At 63.0% G+C, this 22,882-nt stretch carries 18 protein-coding genes; 9 read left to right on the top strand and 9 right to left on the bottom strand.

Going from position 1 to position 22,882, the window contains the following annotated elements; genetic code table 11:
• Window positions 1-7: 7 nt before the first annotated feature.
• The 3 genes from NKH31_RS14030 to NKH31_RS14020 are packed head-to-tail and all read right to left on the bottom strand — an operon-like array spanning window position 8 to window position 4,955.
• Window positions 8-1,024, bottom strand: coding sequence for a segregation and condensation protein A (locus NKH31_RS14030; RefSeq protein WP_254862416.1), 1,017 nt, complete (start codon window positions 1,022-1,024; stop codon window positions 8-10).
• Window positions 1,017-4,592, bottom strand: coding sequence for a chromosome segregation protein SMC (gene smc / locus NKH31_RS14025; RefSeq protein WP_254862415.1), 3,576 nt, complete (start codon window positions 4,590-4,592; stop codon window positions 1,017-1,019). The genes NKH31_RS14030 and smc overlap by 8 nt, the downstream gene beginning before the upstream one ends.
• A gap of 36 nt (window positions 4,593-4,628) precedes the next feature.
• Window positions 4,629-4,955, bottom strand: a complete 327-nt coding sequence (locus NKH31_RS14020; protein ID WP_254862414.1) for a DUF7518 family protein — start codon at window positions 4,953-4,955, stop codon at window positions 4,629-4,631.
• A 179-nt stretch (window positions 4,956-5,134) separates the two neighbouring features.
• Here NKH31_RS14020 and NKH31_RS14015 point away from each other — a divergent pair, with 179 nt between their 5' ends.
• Window positions 5,135-5,983: an SDR family NAD(P)-dependent oxidoreductase gene (locus NKH31_RS14015; protein WP_254862413.1), complete on the top strand. Its 849-nt coding sequence runs from the start codon at window positions 5,135-5,137 to the stop codon at window positions 5,981-5,983.
• Window positions 5,984-6,071: 88 nt separating this feature from the next.
• On the top strand, window positions 6,072-7,562 hold the full coding sequence (gene gatB, locus NKH31_RS14010; RefSeq protein ID WP_254862412.1) for an Asp-tRNA(Asn)/Glu-tRNA(Gln) amidotransferase subunit GatB: 1,491 nt from the start codon (window positions 6,072-6,074) through the stop codon (window positions 7,560-7,562).
• A 254-nt stretch (window positions 7,563-7,816) separates the two neighbouring features.
• Here the strand turns inward: gatB and NKH31_RS14005 are convergent, their stop codons facing one another.
• Window positions 7,817-8,218 carry a cupin domain-containing protein gene (locus tag NKH31_RS14005; protein ID WP_254862411.1) on the bottom strand — a complete coding sequence of 134 codons (402 nt, stop codon included), beginning with the start codon at window positions 8,216-8,218 and terminating at the stop codon, window positions 7,817-7,819.
• Between the two features lie 118 nt (window positions 8,219-8,336).
• Entirely contained in the window at window positions 8,337-9,872 is a 1,536-nt protein-coding gene (locus tag NKH31_RS14000; RefSeq protein ID WP_305038418.1) for an MATE family efflux transporter, read from the bottom strand.
• A 124-nt stretch (window positions 9,873-9,996) separates the two neighbouring features.
• Between NKH31_RS14000 and NKH31_RS13995 the strand changes: the two genes are divergently transcribed.
• The 4 genes from NKH31_RS13995 to NKH31_RS13980 all read left to right on the top strand — a co-directional run bounded on the left by NKH31_RS13995 (window position 9,997) and on the right by NKH31_RS13980 (window position 15,536).
• Window positions 9,997-10,575 (top strand): DoxX family protein, encoded by a 579-nt coding sequence (locus NKH31_RS13995; protein WP_254862410.1) that lies wholly within the window; start codon window positions 9,997-9,999, stop codon window positions 10,573-10,575.
• A 90-nt stretch (window positions 10,576-10,665) separates the two neighbouring features.
• On the top strand, window positions 10,666-12,036 hold the full coding sequence (locus NKH31_RS13990; RefSeq protein ID WP_254862409.1) for a serine hydrolase: 1,371 nt from the start codon (window positions 10,666-10,668) through the stop codon (window positions 12,034-12,036).
• A gap of 228 nt (window positions 12,037-12,264) precedes the next feature.
• A complete protein-coding gene (locus NKH31_RS13985) occupies window positions 12,265-14,760 on the top strand; it encodes a DNA topoisomerase I (protein ID WP_254862408.1) in 2,496 nt (831 codons plus the stop codon).
• A 95-nt stretch (window positions 14,761-14,855) separates the two neighbouring features.
• Window positions 14,856-15,536: a LysE family translocator gene (locus NKH31_RS13980; protein WP_254862407.1), complete on the top strand. Its 681-nt coding sequence runs from the start codon at window positions 14,856-14,858 to the stop codon at window positions 15,534-15,536.
• A 69-nt stretch (window positions 15,537-15,605) separates the two neighbouring features.
• On the opposite strand, the gene NKH31_RS13975 is transcribed toward NKH31_RS13980, so the two are convergent.
• Entirely contained in the window at window positions 15,606-16,172 is a 567-nt protein-coding gene (locus NKH31_RS13975; RefSeq protein WP_254862406.1) for a DoxX family protein, read from the bottom strand.
• Window positions 16,173-16,365: 193 nt separating this feature from the next.
• Entirely contained in the window at window positions 16,366-17,040 is a 675-nt protein-coding gene (locus NKH31_RS13970) for an HD domain-containing protein (RefSeq protein WP_254862405.1), read from the bottom strand.
• A gap of 203 nt (window positions 17,041-17,243) precedes the next feature.
• Here NKH31_RS13970 and NKH31_RS13965 point away from each other — a divergent pair, with 203 nt between their 5' ends.
• Both NKH31_RS13965 and meaB read left to right on the top strand, forming a co-directional pair.
• The gene (locus tag NKH31_RS13965; protein WP_254862404.1) at window positions 17,244-17,660 is read left to right on the top strand and encodes a cobalamin B12-binding domain-containing protein; all 417 of its coding nucleotides are present in this window, start codon (window positions 17,244-17,246) and stop codon (window positions 17,658-17,660) included.
• The gene (meaB, locus tag NKH31_RS13960) at window positions 17,657-18,760 is read left to right on the top strand and encodes a methylmalonyl Co-A mutase-associated GTPase MeaB (protein ID WP_254862403.1); all 1,104 of its coding nucleotides are present in this window, start codon (window positions 17,657-17,659) and stop codon (window positions 18,758-18,760) included. Before NKH31_RS13965 ends, meaB begins: the two co-directional genes overlap by 4 nt.
• Before the next feature lie 45 nt (window positions 18,761-18,805).
• Here the strand turns inward: meaB and NKH31_RS13955 are convergent, their stop codons facing one another.
• Window positions 18,806-19,192: a Zn-ribbon domain-containing OB-fold protein gene (locus NKH31_RS13955; RefSeq protein WP_254862402.1), complete on the bottom strand. Its 387-nt coding sequence runs from the start codon at window positions 19,190-19,192 to the stop codon at window positions 18,806-18,808.
• Window positions 19,189-20,352 carry a thiolase C-terminal domain-containing protein gene (locus tag NKH31_RS13950; RefSeq protein ID WP_254862401.1) on the bottom strand — a complete coding sequence of 388 codons (1,164 nt, stop codon included), beginning with the start codon at window positions 20,350-20,352 and terminating at the stop codon, window positions 19,189-19,191. Before NKH31_RS13950 ends, NKH31_RS13955 begins: the two co-directional genes overlap by 4 nt.
• A 361-nt stretch (window positions 20,353-20,713) precedes the next feature.
• Between NKH31_RS13950 and NKH31_RS13945 the strand changes: the two genes are divergently transcribed.
• Window positions 20,714-22,543 (top strand): ABC transporter substrate-binding protein, encoded by a 1,830-nt coding sequence (locus tag NKH31_RS13945; RefSeq protein ID WP_254864817.1) that lies wholly within the window; start codon window positions 20,714-20,716, stop codon window positions 22,541-22,543.
• Window positions 22,544-22,882: the final 339 nt, after the last annotated feature.

The raw sequence follows: 22,882 nt of genomic DNA, 5'->3' as shown, positions 1-22,882 counted from the left end.
ATCGGCCTCAATCTGCGATGGCTTCAGTCGCCTCCGCCTCGACGGTCACCGGCTGGATCCAGAGGTCGCCAAACAATTCGTCCTGTTCGAGTTGTATCCGACCGCGGTGAGCCAGAAAGAGTAACGCGAGGTAGGTCATCACGCGCGAGCCGCCGGCCTCCTCGATCTCGGCAAAGAGCACTTCGTCACGGCCGGCCTCGTAGTGCGGTTCGAGTTCGGCCTCCACGTCGTCGATGACCTCCTCTATGTCTTCGTCGTGCTGCGTGTGCGTGACGTCGTCGGCCGTCGGTTCGTCGACACCCCGATAGGCGTCCCCGGAGTGGTAGCTGAGCTCCTGTACGCCCCGGTTGAATCCACTCGGCGAGTTCGAGGTGTCGTACTCGCGCGAGCGCTTCCACCACGATCCCCGTTCGGCATCGCGAAGCTCGCGGACCAGTTCGTCGAGCGTCTCCGGCTTGCCACGCGCGTTCTGGCGTTCTAGCCGCCGGTCCATCTCGGCTTCGAGCCGGTCGACAGGATCGAATCCCGGGCCGTCATCCGGGTGGTCGCCGTCATCGACGAACGGCGCTTCCCACGGCGGCAGCTCATCTTCGTCCGGTTCGTCGGGACTGAACAGGACGTCACTTTTCATCCGCAACAGCACGCTCGCGTAGAACAGCGCCCGGCCGGAGGTCCGCAGGTCCGCCTCGTCCAGGGCGTCCAGAAAGGCATCCGTCACGCGAACGATGTCGATATCCCACGGATCGATCTCGCCTCGCTTTGCGAGTTGAACCAGCAGTTCGACCGGCTGGACGTCCGAATCGTCGGATTCGGTCGCTTCGTCTTCGACCTCGTCGGGAAACGGATCCACATCAGTAACTGAGAGCGAATCGGCCGAATCGTTGGCTCCGGGCGGGTCCCTCTCTTCGTGACCGACGATGGCGAGCGGGACGTCGTCCGACCGGGCCGATTCGCCATTGACGTTCTTCCCGGCATCGGTCCCATCCGTCTCCGACTCACCCCCACTCGGTGAGTCCCTAGTCATCGGCGGCGACCTCCGTCTCCCCGCTCAGGTCGATCCCGGTGACGGCACTGACGTTGTCCTGTTGCATCGTCACGCCGATGGCCCGTTCGGACCGATCGAGCATCGCCTGTCGGTGTGAGACGACGACGAACTGAGCGGCACCGGCGAGTTCGTCGACCATCCGCCCGACTCGCTCTGCGTTGACCGCATCCAGGAACGCGTCGACCTCGTCTAGCGCGTAGAACGGCGCCGGATTGTGCCGCTGGATAGCGAAGATGAACGCCAGCGCGGTCAACGACTTCTCGCCGCCCGACATCGCGTCGAGACGCTGGATCGGCTTATCACCCGGCTGTGCTTTCATCGTGAGTCCACCCTCGAACGGATCGGCTTTGTCCTCCAGGTGGAGCGACCCGGTTCCCTCGGAGAGTTGCTCGAAGATATCCGTAAAGTGGGCGTTGATCGACTCGTAGGCCTCCATAAACGTCTCTTTCTTCTGACTCTCGTAGCGTTCGATCCGTTCGCGGATACCGTCGGCTTCCTCGACGAGCGTCTCCCGATTCGCCTCGAGTTCGTCGAGATCGGATCTAACCTCGTCGTACTCGTCGATCGCGAGCATGTTCACGGGCTCGAGCGCCTCCATGTCGGCTTCGAGGAGGTCGATCATCTCGACGACGGTGTCGTGGTCTGGAACCTCGTCGGGATCGTACTCGCCGACTTCCGCTTCGAGTGATTCGATCTCCCAGGAGAGGGCGTCCGCTCGATCTCTGGCAGTGTGCAGTTCGGCCGTCGTGTCGTTGACGTCGTCCTGTGCCTCGTCTCGCTCGCGTCTGGCCGCCTCGACCTCGTCTTTTAGCTCGCCTCGCTCGTCTTTGAGTTCAGAGAGTTCGTCTTCGAGCTGGGCGACCGCGTCGCGTTTTTCCTCGAGACGGCGTTCTTGCGATTCGATCTCCTCCTCGCAGAGCTCGATCCGCTCTTCGTACTCGGCCTTTCGGTTCTGGGCGGACTCGATCTCGTCGTGGAGATCTTCGATCGCGTCTTCGGCGTAGGTCTTCTCGAGTTCGTACTCGTTTAACTGGCTGTCTAAATCGTCGATTCGATCGGATCGTTCGTCGATCTCCGCGTCGAGTTCTTCGATCTCGGCCGTGAGCTGTGGGATCTTCGAATCGGCCAGTTCGGATTCCAGCGCCGAGATATCGGCCTCGAGTTCGTCGATCGACTCCTGTTTCGTCTCGATCCGACCCGCGATCTCGGTCATCTCCTCGTCGACCGACTCGCGTTCGGCCTCGAGTTCTTCCAGATCGTCCTCGTAGCCGTCGATCTCGGCTTCGAGACGCTCTTTCTGGTCGTCGACCTTCTCGATCTCGGTTTCGATCGATCTGACCTCGTCTGCGGCGTCGGTCTGGCGGTCGCGGGCGTCGTCCAGCCGAGATTCGACCGCTCGCAGCTCCTCGCGTAGCTCGTCTCGTTGCTCCTGGAGCTCGGTGATCTGGGTCGCGACGCGCTCTAGCGTGCCGCGACCGTCCGTCGAGAACGAGTAGCGCGATCCCTTCCGCGACCCGCCGGTCATCGCGCCGCTCTTCTCGACGAGGTCACCTTCCAGCGTCACCATCCGGTAGTCACCCATGTACGAACGGGCGGTCTCTAAGTCCTCGACGACGAGCGTATCTCCGAGGACGTACGAGAAGATGCCGGCGTACTGTTCGTCGAAGTCGACGAGGTTGTACGCGAAGTCGACGACCCCTGGGTCGGCGGGTGCCGACGGAAGGGACCTCGTGTACATCTCCGACATCGGCAAAAACGTCGCCCGGCCCGCGTTTCTCGATTTCAGGTGGTCGATACAGCGTTGACCGACGCCGTCGTCGTCGGTGACCACGTTCGCGAGCCTGCCACCCGCGGCAGTCTCGCAGGCGACGGCATACTCGCCGGCCACGCTACCCAGCTGGGCGACCGCACCGTGAACGCCGTCGAACCCTGCGTTGAGAATCGTCGTCACCGCGCGTCCAAACGAGGAGTCGCCGCTCTCTCCGGCTTTCGCCTCGAGTTCGGCGTACTCCTGTTGTTTCGCCTGGAGTTCGTCCTCGAGATCGTCGAGGTCGTCCTGGTGAGCAAAGCGCTCGCGCTTTAGGTCCGTGACGACCTCGTCGATGTTCTCTGCGTTTCGCTCTGCTTTCTCGAGTTCGCGCCCGAGTTCGGCGCGTTCGTCGTCGAGTTCTGGCAGCAGTTCCCGCGTTTCTTCGATCGACGATTCCATCTCCGAAATCGCGTTCGAGCGCCGACGCGCCTGATCGAGCAGGCGGTCCTGTTCGCGCTGGAGATCGTTCTTTGCGGTCTTTTCCGCTTCGAGTGACTCTTTCCGTTCGGCGAGTTCGGCTTTCACCTCGTCGTACTCGGTGTCGACGTTTTCGAGTTCCGTTTCGAGTGACTCGATCTCGGTCTCTCGCTGTTGAATCTCTGAGGCGATCGACGCTTTCTGTAACTTACACTCGCGCATCTCGTCTGTAAGTTCGTCGACGCGCTCTTGCTTTCGGTCGATCTGGACGAACGCATCCCGTCGGTCGGCTTCGGCCGCTTCGACGCGCTCCTCGCAGGCGTCGATGCGATCTTCGAGCCGGGAGATCTCACCTTTTACTTCCTCGATCTCGGCTTTGATCTTCAGCTGTTCGTCCTCGCCCTTCCGTTCGATTTCGGCGTTCAGATCCTCCAGATCCTCCGTCAGGCGGACGACGATACCTTCCTTTTCGTCCAGTTCGCGCTGGAGGGACTCGAGATCGGCTTCGAGATCGGCGATTCGGTCGTCGACCGAGTCGAGTTCGTCCCGTTTGTCTTCGAGTTCGCTGGCTTTCAGGTAGCCCTCGTACTCGGCCTTTTCGCGTCGAAGGCGTCGATAGCGCATCGCGGTCCGGCGCTCGTCTTCGAGCTGATCGAGACGCTGGCGCTTTTCTTCGATTCTGAGTTCGGCTTCGTCGATCCGCTCTTCGACGACTTCTAGTTCCTCGAACGCGTCGGCTTTTTTCGCGTCGAACTCGGCGACGCCGGCGATCTCGTCGATGATCTCGCGCCGATTGAACGGCGTCATGTTGATGATCTCGGTGACGTCTCCCTGCATCACGACGTTGTACCCTTCGGGTGCGACACCGGCCTGGGCCAACAGGTCCTTGATGTCGGTGAGGTTGACCGAGCGTCCGTTCAAATAGTAGTAGGAGTAATAGTTGTCTTCGGTCTGCTTGACCCGCCGACGGATACGTATCTCGTCGATGTCGCCGACGTCGTCGGTGCCGGCGGCCGACGTCACCTGCGCCATGTCGAGCGTTCGGTCGCTGTTATCGAGTACCACTTCGACCTCGGCTTCGCGGGTTCGGGCCGGCTGTTCGCCGTCGTCGTAGCCGGGGTTGTAGATCAGATCCGTCAGCTTCTCCGCGCGGATTCCGCGCGTTCGAGCGAGCCCGAGCGCGAAGAGGACGGCGTCGATGATGTTCGACTTTCCGGAGCCGTTCGGGCCGGTAACGACCGTAAAATCCTCGTAGAAGGGGATCCGGGTCTTTCGCCCGAAACTCTTGAAATTGTCCAGAACGAGCGCTTTTATGTGCATTTACTGGCGGACCTCCGGGCGATTCCGGCTGACTGTTTAGGCTACGATGATGTCGTCGGTACGTGACTCTTGTGGTTCCGAGTCGGTCGCGGCGGACGCTTCGTCATCGACCGGCTCTTCGTCGGCTGAGTCCTCGTCGGCCGATTCGGCCTGGGCGGCGGCGGCCGCGACCTCGTCGGGCGCGGCTTCGAACGAACCGCTACCCCGGCGCTCCGGAACGCGCGTCGGCGGTTCGGCCTGCAACAGATCCTCGAGGACGCGAATCCGCTCTTTCGATTCGACCAGTTCTTCCGTGAGCCCTTCGATCGTCGACTCGAGTTCGCAGACCGTCGACTCGAGTTCGTCGACGCGATTTTTCGGCATACGCGCTAGGGGTTTCCCCGTCCACATAAACGTGCGTCAGACAATAGTATTTCAATTGATACGTAGGGCGTTCGTTCCCATCGTCGGTGCGACTGGCGAAACCATCCGCGGGAGTCGGTTGACAATGGAACGTTCGGCTTGATACGGATTCCGCTCGTCGACCTACGCGGACACAGACGATGACACGTCAGCAGGTTTCCCCGGCGCCGATCACGCTGGACGGTATTCACCGATTCGACGACTCGCTTCCCGACGACGCAGTCTGTCTCGTCACCGGCGGAGCGTCCGGGATCGGGCGTGCGCTCGCGATCGCCGCCGCGGCGAACGGACTCACGGTCGCGGCGACCGACGTGAACCGAGAGGGGCTCGCAGAAACCGTAGACCGCTGCGAGGAGTTAGAGACTGCGGGCTCAGTGAGACCGATCGTCGGAGACCTCACCTCGGATCGAGACGTTGAGCGCATCGTCGTGGAGGCCGCCGAACTCGGCCGACTCACGTTTCTGGCGAACGTCGCCGGCGTACAACACGTCGATTCGATCGAGTCCTTCCCGATGGACGTCTACGACCGAATGCAGCGAATCATGCTCCGAGCACCGCTCTACCTCACGAAGTTGTGTCTCCCACACTTTCGCGAGTCGACCGAGGGTTGCGTGGGTAACATGGCGTCCGTTCACGGACACTACGTGACGAGCGACAAGGTCGCCTACAACGTCTCGAAGTTCGGCATTCGAGGGCTCACGCGATCAATCGCGGCGGAAGGGGACGGTTCGATCAGGTCGTTTTCGGTGAGCACCGGCTACGTCAAAACGCCGCTCGTCGCGGACCAGATTGAGGCGACGGCCGAACAGCGCGGTATCTCGGCAGAGGACGTCGTCAGCGACGTGATGCAGGGCCAGGCTCGCGTCGACGAGTTGATGGAGCCGATCGACGTCGCCAACCTGTTCCTGCTCGGGTTCTCGGATCACGGGCGCCACCTGAACGGGGGCGACCTCCTGTTCGACGGCGGTATGACGACTACCTACGAGTAGCGCTATCGTGCGGATGCGACGGCGCGGCGCCATCGCCGTTCGGCGCGTCCCGATACGCTTTACCCCCACGAACCCGAAGCGGGGCTCAATGACCGCCCAGAGCGCCCAGCGGGGCGACCTCGTGACCGTGATCGGCCTCGAGGTGCACGTCCAGTTAGAGACCGAGACGAAAATCTTCTGTGGCTGCCCGACCGAACAGTCGGACGACCCGAACGACACGGTCTGTCCGGTCTGTCTCGGCCTTCCGGGCGCCCTTCCGGTGGTAAACGAAGCGGCCGTCGAAGCCGCCGTGAAGATCGGCAAAGCGATCGACGCGACGATCCCGACGGAGACGCGGTTTCACCGCAAGAACTACTTCTACCCCGACCTGCCGAAGAACTTCCAGATCACCCAGTACGACGACCCGATCTGCCAGTCGGGCGAACTGGAAGTCAGCGTCGAAGGCGAGCGTCGAACGATCGAGATCGAGCGCGCCCACCTAGAGGAGGATCCGGGGAGCCTCCAGCACGTCGGCGGCGGTGGTGGAATCGACTCCGCGGAGTACACGCTGATCGATTACAACCGGGCCGGAACGCCGCTGATGGAGATCGTTACGGCGCCGGACTTTCGGGGACCCGACGAGGTTCGAGCATTCCTGGCGGAACTCGAGGAGGTGCTCGAGTACCTCGGGGTCTTCGACGCCGAACGCGACGGTAGTCTCCGCGTCGACGCCAACCTCTCGATCATCTCGACCGACGAGGCGGACGAGGACGGCCAGATCGGGACCGATGCGCTCGAATCGGCCAATCGAACGGAGGTAAAGAACATTTCCAGTCACAAGGGTGCCCAGAAAGCCCTCGCCTACGAGGAAACACGCCAGAAGAACGCCATCAGGCGCGGGCGAGTCGTCGAACAGGAGACGCGCCACTGGGACGAGAGCCGCGGTATCACCGTTTCGATGCGATCGAAGGAGGCCGAGAAGGACTACCGATACTTCGAGGAGGCCGACCTCCCGCCGCTGCGGGTGGCCCACTGGAAGGACGAAATCGACATTCCGGAACTGCCACGCGCGCGACGCGAACGGTTTCGCGCCGAGTACGACCTCGGCGAGGAGGCGGCGTCGAAACTCACCTCGACGAAGCAGGTCGCCGACTTCTACGAAGATCTGGCCAGCGAGTTCGATCCGGATCTCGCCGCGACCTGGGTCGCAGACGAGGTACTCGGCGAGCTCAACTACCGCGACATGGAAATTACGGACCTCGAGGGACGACTCGACGAGATCTCGCGGCTGGTCGAACTCGTCGCGACCGACGAGATTACGGCCAAGAACGCGAAGGAAGTCGTCCTCCGGACGATGCTCGACGAAGGGGACGGTCCGGACGCGATCGTCGACGCCGAGGGACTCGGCAAGACCGGGGCGGACGAGGTCGAACGGGCCGTGACGGCGGCAGTCGAGGAGAACCCGGATGCGGTTGCCGACTACCGAGACGGCGACGACGGCGCGATCAACTACCTCGTCGGACAGGTGATGCAGGCGACCGGCGGCAGCGCCGACCCAGGCTCTGTCAACCAGTTGCTCCGAGCCGAACTCGACGAGTAACCGATCGAGCGGTAGTCCGACCGAAGCGAAACCGATCGAACGCGCATCACTCCACCTCCACTGGCGGCCAACCGAACGCTCACCACTCGGTCTCCACCGGCGGCCGATCGAACGTGGACGAACACGCCACACACGCCACGATCGGTTCGTTGGCCTCCCCGAGCGTCACGCGGAGGTCGTCTCCAGCGCACGAGGGGCAATCGGCGGGCGTCCGCCCCAGTTCGCACTGCGGACAGACGAACGTGAGTGGGCCGTCACCGAAATCGAGCCGAAGATTCTCGTGATCGCAGGAGACAGTCGATCGGGATTCTGACGTCCGCGCTCTCGGCCGGTGCGCCGAGCGCGAGTACCGCCAGCAGGTCCTCGTGGTCGTTCTTGCCCGCCTGGAACTCGCCAGGGGAAAATCGGACGATTTCGTCCGCCTCGACGAGCACCTCGCCGTCGAGTGTCTCGAAGGTGGCCACCCCACTGAGAACGACGAACAGTTCCTCCTGGTCGGCGTGAGCGTGGAGACCCGCGGGGAGCCGTTCTCCCGATGGGACGAGATAGTGATTGATCGCGAGGCCGGAGACGTCCAGTTCGTCATCGAGTCGGGACGCGACGAGCGAATCGATTGTCCCGTCGGCCGTCACGGTTTCGAATTCCGTGCGCTTCATCGTCGGAGGTGGGTTCGCCGGGACCGTATACCTGACTCTCCGAGAGAAGAGACCGTGCGGCGTCGTCCGCCGTCGATCGGGTACTCGAAATCAATCGTACCCGGCCGGATCCGTTCGATCAGTCGTCGATCGATTCGCCGTCGTCGGTTGTTTGGCTCACGTGATCAGTCCGCGGCCCCGGTTTCTCGTCGCCACCGTCGTCGATCACCGCCTCGCGCCACGTCCCCAGTCGGAACCAGAGGACGCCGACGACGAACGAGGTAGCCATGCTGAACGAGATGGCCCACCAGATGCCCGAGACGCCCCAGCCGAGACCGGTGACGGTGACGCCGACGATGGGGACGGTGAGAAGCGCGCCGAACGCGAGAAGGAGTACCACCGGGATCTCGAACACCCACCGCGAGAGGAGCGACAGCGCCATCGCTTCGCGCGTATTGCCGGCCCCGCGGAAGCCGCCCTGAACGACCATCAAGCCGGCGAAGAGTCCCCAGAACAGTCCGTTGATTCGGATGAATCTGACCCCCTCGTTGATGACCGCCTGATCGTCGATGAAGACGGCCATCGTCTGGTGAGGGAAGAGAAAGACGGGCAATACCAGTGCGAATATGAGGGCCATGGTGCCGGCCGTGGCCACCCAGGTGACGCGAGCAGCTCGTTCGGGCGTCCGCGAGCCGAGGTTCTGGCCCACGCCCGTCGACGCAGCGTCTCCAACGGCCCCGGCGACGGCCCAGGTGATCGACATCAACCGAACGACGATCCCGTAGGCGGCGACGGCCGTTGGACCGAACCGCGCGACCAGCGCCGCGAGCGCGACCGTCGAGAAACTTCGGGCCCAGCCGTCGAGCGTCGCCGGATAGCCGACGTCGACGAGCTGGCGCTGGATCGAGAGGTTCGGCCTGAGATCGCCGAGACGAAGGCGAACGCCGAATCGACCGTCGAGCAGGATGTAGATTCCGGCGACGGTCGCGATCGCCCGGGAGATGAACGTCGCCACGGCCGCTCCCTGGGTACCCAGTTCGGGAAACGGTCCCCAGCCGAGGATGAAGAACGGATCGAGGACGACGTTGATGCCGGCCGAGATGAGGACGAGCCACATCGCCGTTTTCGTGTCGCCTGCGCCCTGGAGCGAGGATCGAAACGCGAAGAACAGGAAGGTGAGCGGCAGCGCCAGCAAGATGATTTCGATGTACTCGAGCGACTCGACGAAGACCTGGTCTCTCGCCCCCATGAGCGAGATCAGGTCCCGCCTGAAGTAGAGGCCGATCGCGGCGAGAACGACCGAGATAATGGAGGCGAGGATGACCGTCTGCCCGACGACACGATCGGCCTCTCGCTGACTGTCCGCGCCGACGTGCTGAGAGACGAGCGCGATGGTCGCCGCCGTCAGCCCCATCGCCGTCGAGATGAAGAGCCACGAGAGTGGAAACATGAGCGAGACGGCCGCCACGGCGTTCTCGTCGACGCGGCCGACCCAGAACATATCGGCCAGGTTGTAGAGCGTCTGGAGAAGATTGCCGAGAACGAGCGGCCAGGCTAGGTGAAATAGCTTCGGGGAGATCGCCCCCGTCGTCATGTCGATCCCTTTCCGGTCGCTCTCGGCCACGATTGTCCCTGCGTTGGCTCTCGCGAGGTCGACAGTTAAAGGGTCGTACATTCCGGTCGGCGTTTCGTAACAGACATTCGTCGTTCGATCGATAGATGGTCGTCGTTGCAATTTATGTCAATAATATAGAGGAAAGGAATATTCGGGAGTAGTGAGAGGTTCGCCACGTCATATCATGGCAACAAAAAGACCCGCAGAACGAACCCTCGAAACGGAGATACTCGGTCAATCCGTGCGATTCGACTACTCGGAGACCTGGATCGGATACTCGATCCTGTCGTTACGCCTCGTGATGGCGTACGTGTTCCTCTCGGCCGGTATCGAGAAAATCCTCGACGACGACTGGTCGGCGGCCGGATACATTAACCCCCAGACCGAATTCGGCGTCACCCAAGACAATCCCCTCTCGGGGATGTTCGCCGAGATGGCGGCGAACGCGGGTGCGATCGACCCACTGGTGATCTGGGGACAGATCGCGATCGGGCTGGCCTTACTGTTCGGCGTGCTCGTCCGATTCGCCGCGTTCTGGGGTGCGATCCAGATGTTGCTCTTCTGGATGGCCGCCTGGCAGGGAGGGTTGCTCGCCGGCCTTCCCGTCGAACACGGCTACCTCATCGACAGTTCGTTCGTCTACGCGCTGATCCTGTTCGGGATCGGCGCGGTCGGCGCCGGCCGGATCGTCGGACTCGACGCGAAACTCGAAGAGAGCGAGTTGGTCCAGGAGAACAACTGGCTGAAGTACCTGCTCGGATAGCACCGGCGAGAGCGATCGACTCACCGGTTTTGGCGGCGAAGTACCTCCATTTTCCGAACAGTGATGTACGTCCGGTGTACAGACCCGCCCATGAGTCGTGAGACCGACGCACCCGGTATCGACGAGGCGACTATCGAGACGATAGACGACCTCCTGCGCGACAGAATGGCCGCCGACGACGTCCCCGGCCTGAGCCTCGCGATCGCCGACCGAGACGGCATCGTCTACGCGAACGGCTACGGATCGCGAACCCTCGAGACGAACGACCCGGCGACCGCGGAGACGATCTACGGCATCGGATCCGTCTCGAAGTCGTTCGCCTCACTGGCAACGCTACAGCTGGTCGGCTCCGGCGAACTCTCGCTCGAAGACTCGGTGACCGCACACCTCGACATCGACGTCCCCGAGGACATCACGATTCACCACCTCCTGAGTCACACCTCCGGCTTCCCCTCGCTCGCGACGAGCGAAGCGCTCCTGGCCCGGCAGATGGGGACCGGCGAGGCCGGCGTCCCGCTCGGCACCCGCGAGGACTTCTACGCCCACGTCGAGGGCGCGACCGACGAGATTGCCGGCGAGCCGGACGATCACTGGATGTACTGTAACTCGGGGTATACCCTGGTCGGCGAGGTGATCGAAGCGGTCGACGGCCGGTCCTACGTCGAATACGTCGAAGACGAGATCCTCTCTCCCCTCGCGATGGATCGGTCGACGTTCGACGGCGACGAATTCGAGTCGTTCACAGACCGGATGACGCCGTACTTCGCCCCCGAAGACGAGATGGAAGCCTATCCGCTGCCGATCCGCGAGCGAAGCGCGGCCGCGGGCGGGTTGCTCGCCCCCGTCACCGACCTCGTCCAGTACCTCCGGATGCACCTCCGCGGCGGCGAACTCGACGGGACCCGCCTCTGTGCGGAAGATCTTCTCCAACGAGCCTACGGCGAGTACGCCGAGACGCCCGCGGGGCCGTACGGCTACGGGTGGCGCACGCGCGACGTGGCCGGGGAGACGATGATCGGCCACGGCGGATCGATCGCCGTCTCCGCCGCGTACGCCGGGTTCAGTCCGGACGACGACGTCGCCATCGCCTTGCTCTCGAACACGTCGCCGTCGTACGGGCTCGCCGAACTCGGTACCGGCGTCTTCGCTGCCCTCACCGGAACCGATCCGCACACCTTGCCCTTCTTCGCCAGAAGAGCCCGCTTCGAGGAACTGAGCGGCGAGTACGAGTCCTACCGCGGGATCAAGCAGGCCGAGGTCGAACCCGAAGGCGGAATGCTCAGGCTGCGCGTCGGCGGGCCGATCAGCGACGGGGCGTGGAGTCCGCTCGTGCCCGACGACGTCGAGGCTGGTAAATTCTACACCATCTCGGCCGCCGGCGACCGCGTTCCCGTCCGGTTCGAAGAAGACGGTGACGACCTGAGCTGTTACATCGACCGGTGGCGCCTGCACAACGTCTGATCCTTCGAACTGCCACCATCGGTCTCTCACATCCCACCACTATCAACGCGCACCGGTCTCTCGCATCACACCACTACCAACACGCACCGTTCTCTCGCACGCGCGTCGCCCGCATACGACGCGCACACCCGCGCTGTCGTCCGGTTTTACGCCGAAACGATTATCCCCACAACCGGCGTAGCCGGCCTCAATGACGCGCTATCGCACCGACACGCGGAGTGATCAGTCGTGGAACTGATCATCACCGAGAAGGACAACGCGGCGAGACGAATCGCCGATATATTGAGCGGCGGTTCGATGCAATCGACGCGGGAGAACGGCGTCAACGTCTACGAGTGGGGCGGAAAGCGCTGCGTCGGCCTCTCGGGACACGTCGTCGGGGTCGACTTTCCGCCAGAGTACGCAGACTGGCGAGACGTCGAACCAGTCGAGTTGATCGACGCCTCGATCGAGAAGCGCCCGACAAAAGAAAATATCGTCGCGACGCTTCGCATCCTGGCTCGGCGCGCAGAGCGCGTCACGATCGCGACCGACTACGACCGCGAGGGTGAACTCATCGGAAAGGAAGCCTACGAGATCGTTCGCGACGTCGACGAAGACGTGCCGATCCAGCGGGTTCGATTCTCCTCGATCACGGAAAACGAGGTCACTCGCGCGTTCGACGAGCCCGAGTCGCTCGACTTCGATCTCGCGGCGGCCGGCGAGGCCCGCCAGATCATCGACCTCGTCTGGGGCGCTTCGCTCACGCGATTTCTCTCACTCTCTGCCGGGCAGCTCGGCAACGACTTCATCTCCGTCGGTCGCGTCCAGAGTCCGACCCTGAAGCTGATCGTCGATCGCGAACGCGAGATCGAGGCGTTCGATCCGGACGACTACTGGGAACTGTTCGCCGAACTGGCGAAAGACGGCGGCGACGGCGACGCGTTCGACGCCCAGTACTTCTACCTCGACGACGAGGACAACGAGGCCGAACGGGTCTGGGACGAATCGGTCGCAGAGTCGGTCTACGAGACGCTCTCGTCTGAAACCGAGGCGACCGTCGTCGACGTCAACCGACGCACCCGAACCGACACGCCGCCGACGCCCTTTAACACGACGCAGTTCATCCGCGCGGCGAGCGCCATCGGCTACTCCGCAAAGCGAGCGATGTCGATCGCCGAGGACCTCTACACCGCCGGCTACATCACGTACCCCCGAACGGACAACACCGTCTACCCGGACGACCTCGATCCGGAGGCCCTGCTCGATGACTTCCTCGGCCACCCGACGCTCGGCGAGAGCGCGGAGTCGTTACTCGAGCGCGACGAGGACATCGTCCCAACCGAGGGTGACGAGGAGACGACCGACCACCCGCCGATCCACCCGACCGGCGAGATACCCGCCCGCGGGGGCGACGTCTCGGACGACGAGTGGGAGGTGTACGAACTCGTCGTCCGGCGGTTCTTCGCGACGGTCGCCGACGCGGCACGCTGGGAACACCTCAAAGTCGTGAGCGAGGTGGACGAACACTCGCTCAAGGCCAACGGAAAGCGCCTCGTCGAACCCGGTTACCACGCGGTCTACCCGTACTTCAACACGAGCGAGAACTACGTCCCCGCCGTCGAAGAAGGCGAGACGCTCGCGATCACCGACACCGAGTTCGAGGCAAAACAGACCCAGCCGCCCCGTCGCTACGGCCAATCGAGGCTCATCGAGACTATGGAGACGATGGGCGTCGGAACGAAATCGACCCGGCACAACATCGTCGAGAAGCTCTACGATCGCGGCTACGTCGAGGACGACCCGCCGCGACCGACGCAACTCGCGATGGCGGTCGTCGACGCCGCCGAGCAGTTCGCCGACGAGGTGGTCAGCGAGGAGATGACCGCCCAGCTCGAAGCCGATATGGACGCCATCGCCTCGGGCGAGGCGACGCTCGACGACGTCACCGACGAGTCCCGTGAGATGCTGGAGACCATCTTCGAGGAGCTCGCCGACTCGCGCGAGGAGATCGGCGATCACATTCGAAAGTCGCTCAAAGACGACAAGCGACTCGGACCGTGCCCGGAGTGCGGCGAGGACCTCCTCGTCCGGCGCAGCCGATACGGATCATACTTCGTCGGCTGTGACGGCTACCCCGATTGTGAGTACACCATCCAACTTCCATCCACCGGCAAACCGCACATCCTCGAAGAGACGTGCGACGAACACGAGTTAAAGGAGGTCAAGATGCTGGCCGGCCGCCAGACGTTCGTCCACGGCTGTCCGCTCTGTGCAGCTGAGGCAGCCGGCGAAGGGCCGATCCTCGGCGATTGTCCGGAGTGTGGCGCTACCGACGGCGGCGAACTGGCCATCAAGACCCTCCAGAGCGGTTCGCGACTGGTCGGCTGTACCCGTTATCCCGATTGCGAGTACTCGCTTCCGCTCCCTCGGCGCGGCGAGATCGAGGTCACCGACGAACGCTGCGACGAACACGAGCTACCGGAACTCGTCGTCCACAACGGCGACGAACCGTGGGACCTCGGGTGTCCAATCTGCAACTACCGCGACTACCAGGCTCGCGAGGCCGAGAGCGGCTCGGAGCTGGAGGCGCTCGACGGCATCGGGGCGAAGACGGCCCAGAAGCTGGCGGCGGCGGGAATCGAGAGCGTCGACGACCTCGCCGACGCCGACCCCGAGGCGATCGCGGCCGACGTCGACGGCGTCAGTTCAGACCGCGTGCGAAGCTGGCAGGCGAAAGCCTGAGACGCGCCGCCGGCTTTCGACAGCCACAGCGACCAGCGGACGATCGAATAACCGGTTTCGAGACGCTTTTGGGAACGAACGGCCGATGAACGGTCGTGTTCGAGTTCCTCGGAACGCTGTTGGTCGGTGCGATATTCGGGCTCGCGCTCGCCGCGCCGCCCGGACCGATGAACGCCATCATCGCCGAAGAGAGCGTCATCCGCGGCTGGGTTTCCGGGTTTAAAGCCGGCCTCGGTGCGATGACCGCAGACGTCCTCTTTTTCGTCCTCACGCTGATCGGCGTGGTGGCCCTGCTGGACGAGTGGTCGGGAATCCAACCGCTGTTCTACCTCCTCGGCGGCGGGCTGATGTGTTACTTCGCGCTCGGCGCGTTCGAGGGGGCGAAAGCCGAGTTCGCCTCCGGAACCGAAAGCGACGGACGGGAAAAAGGGTTTCAGAAGACGTTCGTCCTCTCGATTACGAATCCGTATCAGATCGGGTTCTGGCTGACGGTCGGCGTCGGACTCATCCAGCGGGGGTCGCTCGACGTGTTCGCACACGTCCCGGCCGTCGACAGTCTGCTCGCCGGCACGCTCGTCGTCGAAACCGGATCACCAGCGCTTCTGTTCGGCTTTTTCGCCGGAATCACCGTCTGGATCGTCGTCTACCCGGCCGCGCTGATCGAGGTCGGAAACCGGGTCGACGCCGTCGCGCCGCTCGTCGCCGGCCTGAGCGGCCTCGTCCTCGCCGGCTTCGGCGTGTTGTTTCTCCTCGTCGGACTGACGAGTGTGACGTAAGGGATCCGATGAACGATGATACGAAAACGGAGCGGGGTTGACTCGCGAGACCGAGAAATTGAGGGCGGTTCAACCGAGGAGGTACCGGAGCGGCGGGTACCGCTCGACGAGCCTCTCACCGCCGATTCGGACGTTCTCGATGTACGCGTCGACTCCGGCGATTCGACCCGCCGCGAAGGCGCCGAGGGCGACGAAGACGACGGCGTAGATCAGCGTCGAGTCGAACGTTGCGAGCCACGCACCCTCCCAGCCGCCGAGGTAGAAGGCGATCATCTGCAGGGCGCCTCCGAAGGCGGCCAGGCGAACGAACGCGCCGGTGATCAGCGCGATTCCGATGAGTACCTGAGTCAGCGGGATGATCACGTTGATGACGTCGAGCAACATTGCGCTCTCCGCCATCGCGGCGTAGAGACCGCTAACCGGGCTCGCCGGGTCGACCCCGTGGACGAGGAAGCCGCTCGCGTCGAACGATTCGCCGCCGAAGTAGGCGTACTTTCCGAGGCCGGCGAAGAGTATCATTCCGCCCATCACCAGCCGGAGCGCGACAACCGTGAGCGCGCTGAGCGGGTGTGGCCGTCCCGTGAGGGCGATCTTACCGTACTGGCCTTCGAGTCTGTTTTGGGTCGTGGTGGACATATTCGGTCACCTCTTTACAATTAACACTGGGAGCCGAACCAGCCTATATAGTGAAGGCAATTCCCCGGTTGCAGGAATGGTTCTCAAACGCCGGGAACGACGCTCCGGTGCGAGTGACGGTGCCAGTCCATCCCACAGTACTCACTGGCCTGGAAGACTGCAACGATCACAATCGGTTCGTGCGACGTACTACTTACTCGCCCATCCCGGCGATCTCGTCCTGGAGCCACTCGCGGAACCACTTGACCCGCTTGAGTCGTCGGTGAGCGATGTCGTTCGCCGTCTCGCTCTCGACGCGGTTGGCCGCGTCGACACCCCGTTCGAGAACGCGAGTTACCATCTCGTCTGCGTCCATGTGGACGCGCGACTCGTAGCCCATCCGCAACAGCATGAGAGCGGTCCCGTTGGCACCGACCTTATCGAGAAGGTCGGCCTCGACGAGACACTGCGTCTCGAGCGGGAGGTCGGTCACCGGGCCCTGATAGGAGTGGTTCTCGACGGCTCTGCTCACCTGATCGATGAACGACGACGGATGGTCGCCGCGCGATCGGAGAAACTCCCGGGCCACTCTGGCACCGGCCTCCGCGTGACGATCCTGGGCCGTTTCGAGCTTCGCCACGTCGTGAAAGATCGCGGCCGTCCGAGTGACGTCGACGTCGGCACCTTCCTTCTGGGCGATTTCGCGCGCGAGGTCGGCGACGTTTAAGATGTGATTGTGGCGATACTCGGCGGAGTGCCAGGGGTACCAGCGCATCCGGCCGCCGTCGTCTTCCTTCTCGACGCTCGCGGCCAGATACTCGTAGACGAATCGCTCCATCTCGGCGTACTCTGCCTCGCTGATCTCGGGTTCCGTTATCTCGACACCCACGAGAGATCCCTCCGAAATATACGAATGACGGTCATTGTGTTGATATTCGTCTGTTTCACTCTTTAGCCTTTGGTTCGCGTCGGCCCCTTCCACGGCGCACCCGATCGACGTCGGCGAATCGAGCCGATACCGTCGGAACGACGGGCCGCCAGCGCCGGACGCACTCCGTTAGAGTCAAACGCGATGCGAGCAAACGTCAGGGCATGAGTACGGAATCGGCGGGTCGTTCGATCCGCTGTCTCGTCGCGAAGGTTGGACTCGACGGACACGACCGCGGCGCCCACGTCATCGCCCGGGCGTTCCGCGACGCCGGGTTCGAAGTCATCTACTCCGGACTCCACAACGCACCGGAGGAGATCGTACAGGCCGCGGTCCAGGAGGACGTCGACGTACTCGGGATCTCGATCCTCTCGGGGGCGCACAACACACTCGTCCCGAAGATCATGGCCGGTCTCGAGGAGTACGGCGCCGCAGACGACACACTCGTCCTGGTCGGTGGCGTCATTCCCGACGAAGACCGCTCGAAGCTCGAAGACGCAGGCGTCTCCGCCATCTTCGGACCCGGTACGTCCATCGAAGAGACCGTCGGCTTCGTCCGTGAAAACGCCCCCGAGCGATGACTGAAAACGACGCAGCAACCGAGCCGACAGAATCGGCTCCAACCGACGAGATCGACGCACTTCGATCCGGGCTCCTCGCGGGCGATCACCGCGCACTGGCTCGGACCATCTCCAAGATCGAAGATCGCGCGCCGGGCTACCGACGCCTGGTCGGTTCACTGTTCGATCACACCGGCACGGCGGACGTAATCGGCGTCACCGGCTCGCCCGGTGCCGGCAAATCGACGCTCGTCGACAAACTCGCAGAAACGTACCGCGATCGCGGCGAGACGGTCGGAATTATCGCGATCGACCCCTCGTCACCGTTTTCGGGCGGCGCGGTCCTGGGCGATCGCATCCGCATGGCGTCGACGGTCGGCGATATGGACGTCTTCGTCCGGTCGATGAGCGCCCGGGGCACCCTCGGCGGCCTCTCGACGGCCACCGCGGACGCCGTAAAAGCGATGGACGCCTTCGGCAAGGACAAGATCATCATCGAGACGGTCGGTGCTGGACAGAACGAGATCGACATCGTCCGGACGGCCGACACCGTGGCCGTCCTGGTCCCGCCAGGCTCCGGCGACGCCGTTCAGACGCTCAAAGCCGGCATCCTGGAGATCGCCGACGTGTTCGTCGTGAACAAGGCGGACCGAGACGGCGCTGACCGGACCGTCCAGGAGCTGTTAGAGATGATCGAACTCGGCGACGGACCGAGTTTCAGTGTCGACCCCGGACACCACGGACCAGGAAGTGTCGAGACGTCCGACGATGGCGACGCCGAACCCAGCGAATGGCGACCGCCGATCGTCGAAACGATCGCGACCGACGGCGTCGGCGTCGACGAACTGATCGACGAGTTTGCAGCCCACGCCGACCACCTCCGCGATACGGGTGAGGGCGACAAGCGGACGCGACGGAGACACGCAGAAGAGATCCGGACCCTGCTTCGAGAGGACCTCCACGGATTGCTCGAAGACGAGCTAGACCGGGTCGGCGGCATCGACGAACTCGCGAGCGCCGTCGCCGGCGGACGAACGGACCCGTACACGATTGCAGGGGAGCTCCTCGAGCCGGTCGAAACCTGCCTCGGCCAACTCGACGAATCACCGACGATCGAGTGATGCAGAACGGGTTTTCAGCCAGGATGCGAACCGTGCGAGCGACGCTTAGACGGGCTCGAACGCGATTAGTCGATCGTCCGTCGTCTCAGATTTCGTGCTGGTGAGCGAGACCGTCAGGGAGTGTTCTACCTCCTCGGGGGCGACATCCAACACGCGACCGGTGACTCGCACCGGTCCGAAGTCGACGATAGCCGTGACGTAGGGCGCGTCGTCCTGGAACGCCGGCGTCGGGACGTGGACGGTAGAAAAGGTCTCCACCGTTCCGGTGTCGGGGAGCGGTTCCTCCGAGAGCGATTGTTCGCCACACTCGGGACAGATCCGTCGCGGTGGGAGCGAGCCGTGACCGTTGGCACATTCGATATAGTAGGGATCGCCCGCCTCGAGGGCGTCCATCCAGTCGTCGAATCCGGCGGATCCCGCGTCGTCGGTCATCGTCCCACCTCCAGGACGTGAACGACACAGGAGGCGACCGTGCCACCCGCATTGTGTGCGACGACCGTCTCGCCGTCGACCGCGTCGCTGTGTGGGTGGTCGCCCCGGAGGAGCCTGGTCAACTCGGCGATCTGTGAGGCGCCGGTTGCTCCGACCGGATGGCCCTTCGCTTTCAATCCGCCGGAGAGGTTCACCGGGACGGGGCCGTCGGCTGTCGTGTACCCATCGCGTGCGGCCGAAATACCGTCGCCGACGTCGACGATCCCGAGCGATTCGATCGCGAGCACCTCGGCGATCGTAAAGCAGTCGTGGACCTCGGCGGCGGCGACGTCTTCTGCCGTGATACCGGCGTCGTCGTAGGCCACCTGGGCCGCCTCGTCCGCTGCCGGCGAGCGAGCGAGGTGGTCTCGGTCGTGGAGCGCCATGCGATCGCCGCCCTGACCCGATCCGGTGATCGAGACTGGTGCGTCAAGGTCGTTCGCTCGGGCGTACTCCTCGCTGACGAGAATCAGTGCACAGGCCCCGTCGGAGATCGGACAGGAATCGTACAGCCCGAGCGGCTCCGAAACCGGTGGCGCAGAGAGAACGTCGTCGACGGTTATAGCGCGTTGGTACTGTGCTTTCTCGTTGTCCAGCGCGTTGTCGTGGTTTTTCACCGCGATGTGAGCGAGATCCACCCGCCCGCCGCCGTAGGTGTCGAAGTACGCCTGTGCCATCAGACCGTACGCGCCCGGGAAGGTGACGCCAGCGCGGACCTCCCAGAGGTCGTCGGCCGCGATCGCCAGCGCTTCGGTCGCACCGGCGGTTCCGAGGTTCGTCATCCGTTCGGCGCCCCCGACCAGACAGACGTCGCTCTCACCGTTTCGCAGGCTGATAACGGCGTCGCGAATCGCCGTTGCAGACGAGGCGCAGGCCGACTCGTACCGCGTCGCCGGTGCGGTGACGCCGGCGGCTTCGGCCATTAGTGGCCCCTGATGGCCCTGGTGCTCGGCGAGTTCACCCATGAAATTGCCGTACCTGACCGATTCGACATCGGACCGCGGGACGTCGGCATCCTCGAACGCGGACGAGGCGGCCTGTGCGAACAGATCGCGTCCGGTCCGATCGGGTGTGCTTCCAAACGGCGTCAATCCGACACCTGCGACGCGTACCCCACTCATAGTTCACCCTACCGGGTGGATCGATTAATATCTCGTGGTTCCACGCGATCAACGACCGCGTCTCGATGGGATTCATTCGAGGAGCCCCCTGAAGTGAGAGGTCACCGCACGTGGTGTTTGCCAACCCAGCGAGTGGAACCGGTTGGATTTACGGACATCGACAGTATGGAATACGAATCTGGAACGAGATTCTTCGGATAAAACGGACCTCTAGTACGATATTACCAGTAGCGGTGGACAACACAGTCACGATAATGTGATATTTAGGTTTCGCTTCGGTAGATATTTACGATTCCCTTGTCAAAGACTCTCCATGCCCGATACCGCGAATCGGCAAGATGTGGACAGTTCACGACGGAAGATGCTCGCCCTCCTCGGCGGCAGTGCGTCAGTGGGGTTGGCTGGTTGTTCGGCCCTCTTCGGTGGCGACGACGATGACGCCGACGACGGTGCTGACGACGGCGACGACGGAGATGGCGGAAACGGTGGCGACGACGAGACCGGATCGCACGCCGACAAGGCACAGCGCGCCTGGGAACGAATCATCAACAACCCAGGAGCTGACGCCGTAGACCTCCGTAACGAGGCGTACGTCGAGATAGAAGAGGCCGTCAGAGACGACATGATCCTGATGCCGCTCTATCACGGCATGGGCGAACGCTTCTGGTACGATTACGTCGACGTGCCGAAGATCGGTGCGCTCGGTGGACACCACCAGCAACACCACGAGACCGACGTCGAAGGCGACACCGAACTCAACATGATCAACTCGACGTTCTCCGAACTCGACCCGATCATGTCGACCGACACCGCCTCCAGCGTCGTCATCGCACAGATTTACGAGACGCTGACTCACTACCCGAACGGGGTCGCCGAACTCGAAGACAAACTCGTCGAGGGATACGATTCCACCGAGGACGGCCTCACCTGGACGTTCTACCTGAAGGAGGGAGTCGAGTTCCACGACGGCCGAGAACTCACCGCCGACGACGTGAAGTACTCGCTTCGCCGCCTCGGCGAATCCGACTTCAGCGAGCGTGCGAGCTTCCTTCTCGACATGCCCGCCGGTCTCGGTATCGCGTACGAACCGGCGGACGAGGACGAGGGCATTCCCGGCTCGCGCCCCACTGAGGACGGTATGGAGATCGAAGTCGTCGACGACTACACCATCGAGTTCACGATCCGTGAGCCGAACCCGGGTGTCCTCGACATCATCTCCTACGGCGGATTCGGTATCGTCCCCGAAGGACTCGTCGACGACCTTCCGGACTACGACGGCGAAGTCACCCACCAGGAGTTCGCGACGGAGATGGCGAACGGGACCGGACCGTTCGAATACGACTACTTCAACGTCGACGAAGACGTCCGGCTCACCGCCTTCGACAACTACCACGACGGTGCGCCGATCCTCGAGTCCGTTCACTGGGAGATCATCGAAGACGACGACGCAATCTGGACGTACTCGATGGAGTACAACGCGGACATCATCGGCGTTCCGCAGGCACACTACGACCCAAGTCTCATCGACGCCGAACCGGACGAGCGCGGACGCGAATCCGGTACGTACGGACCGGTCGAAAACGGCGAGGAAGTCAACTATCTCGGCATCACCGAGATGAGTACGTACTACTTCGCGTTCAACGCGCGCCACGTCCCGCGTCCGGTCCGCCAGGCCGTCGCGTACGTGACCGACCACGAGGAACTGGTCCAAGAGTTCATGGACGGTCGCGGATTCGAGGCGTTCAGCTTCACGCCGTCCGGTATCTGGCCGACTGGCCCCGAGGGCTACGAAGCGTGGCTCGACGCCTGGCCGTACGGTGTCAACGAGACGGACCGCGACGGTGCACGTGAAGTCCTCGAAGACGCCGGATACTCCGACGACGATCCGTTCGAGATGAACTGCACCACCTACGAGAGCCAGCTCTTCCAGGACATGGCCTCGAACATCCGGGAGAAGCTATCCGGCCTCGGCGTCGAGATGTCGACCGAGGAAACGCAGTTCAACACGCTCCAGGAGCGCGGTGAGGACGGTGACCTCGAAATGTACTCGCTCGGCTGGATCTGGAGCTGGCCGGACCCGGCGTACGGACACTTCGGATTCGAACCGAAGAACACGGACACGTCCCGCATGCCGACGGACACGAACGGCTACTACCTCGACTGGCAGGAAGAACTCGAAGAAGAAGCATAAGCCGACGAACGTACATTTTTCCGGTTCGATCGAAAATCGCGTTGTTCGTATCGTCCGTTGGTAGACCACCGGGTAAACCAATACGTAGCCCAAGAGATTGAGAAACAGGACGTTTGAATCAAGCGATAGCGGGTACCCTGTCGTGACGAATGCAACGACGGATAAGACGAGGCGTTTACCAGGGTATCGGTATAAGCGGCAGTGTCTGCATTTCCAATATTGATTGGTTTTGGTGCTAGGTGGGGCGCTTTCGACCCTGTAACAGAACGTTTACAACGATTCCATCGAAGTACTTCACCGAGAAGAATGTACGGAGAAACACGGGCACCCCTCAGTCAG

This window comes from Halovivax gelatinilyticus (assembly GCF_024300625.1).
GTDB lineage: Archaea > Halobacteriota > Halobacteria > Halobacteriales > Natrialbaceae > Halovivax > Halovivax gelatinilyticus.
This window is presented reverse-complemented; position numbering and strand designations above follow the sequence as displayed.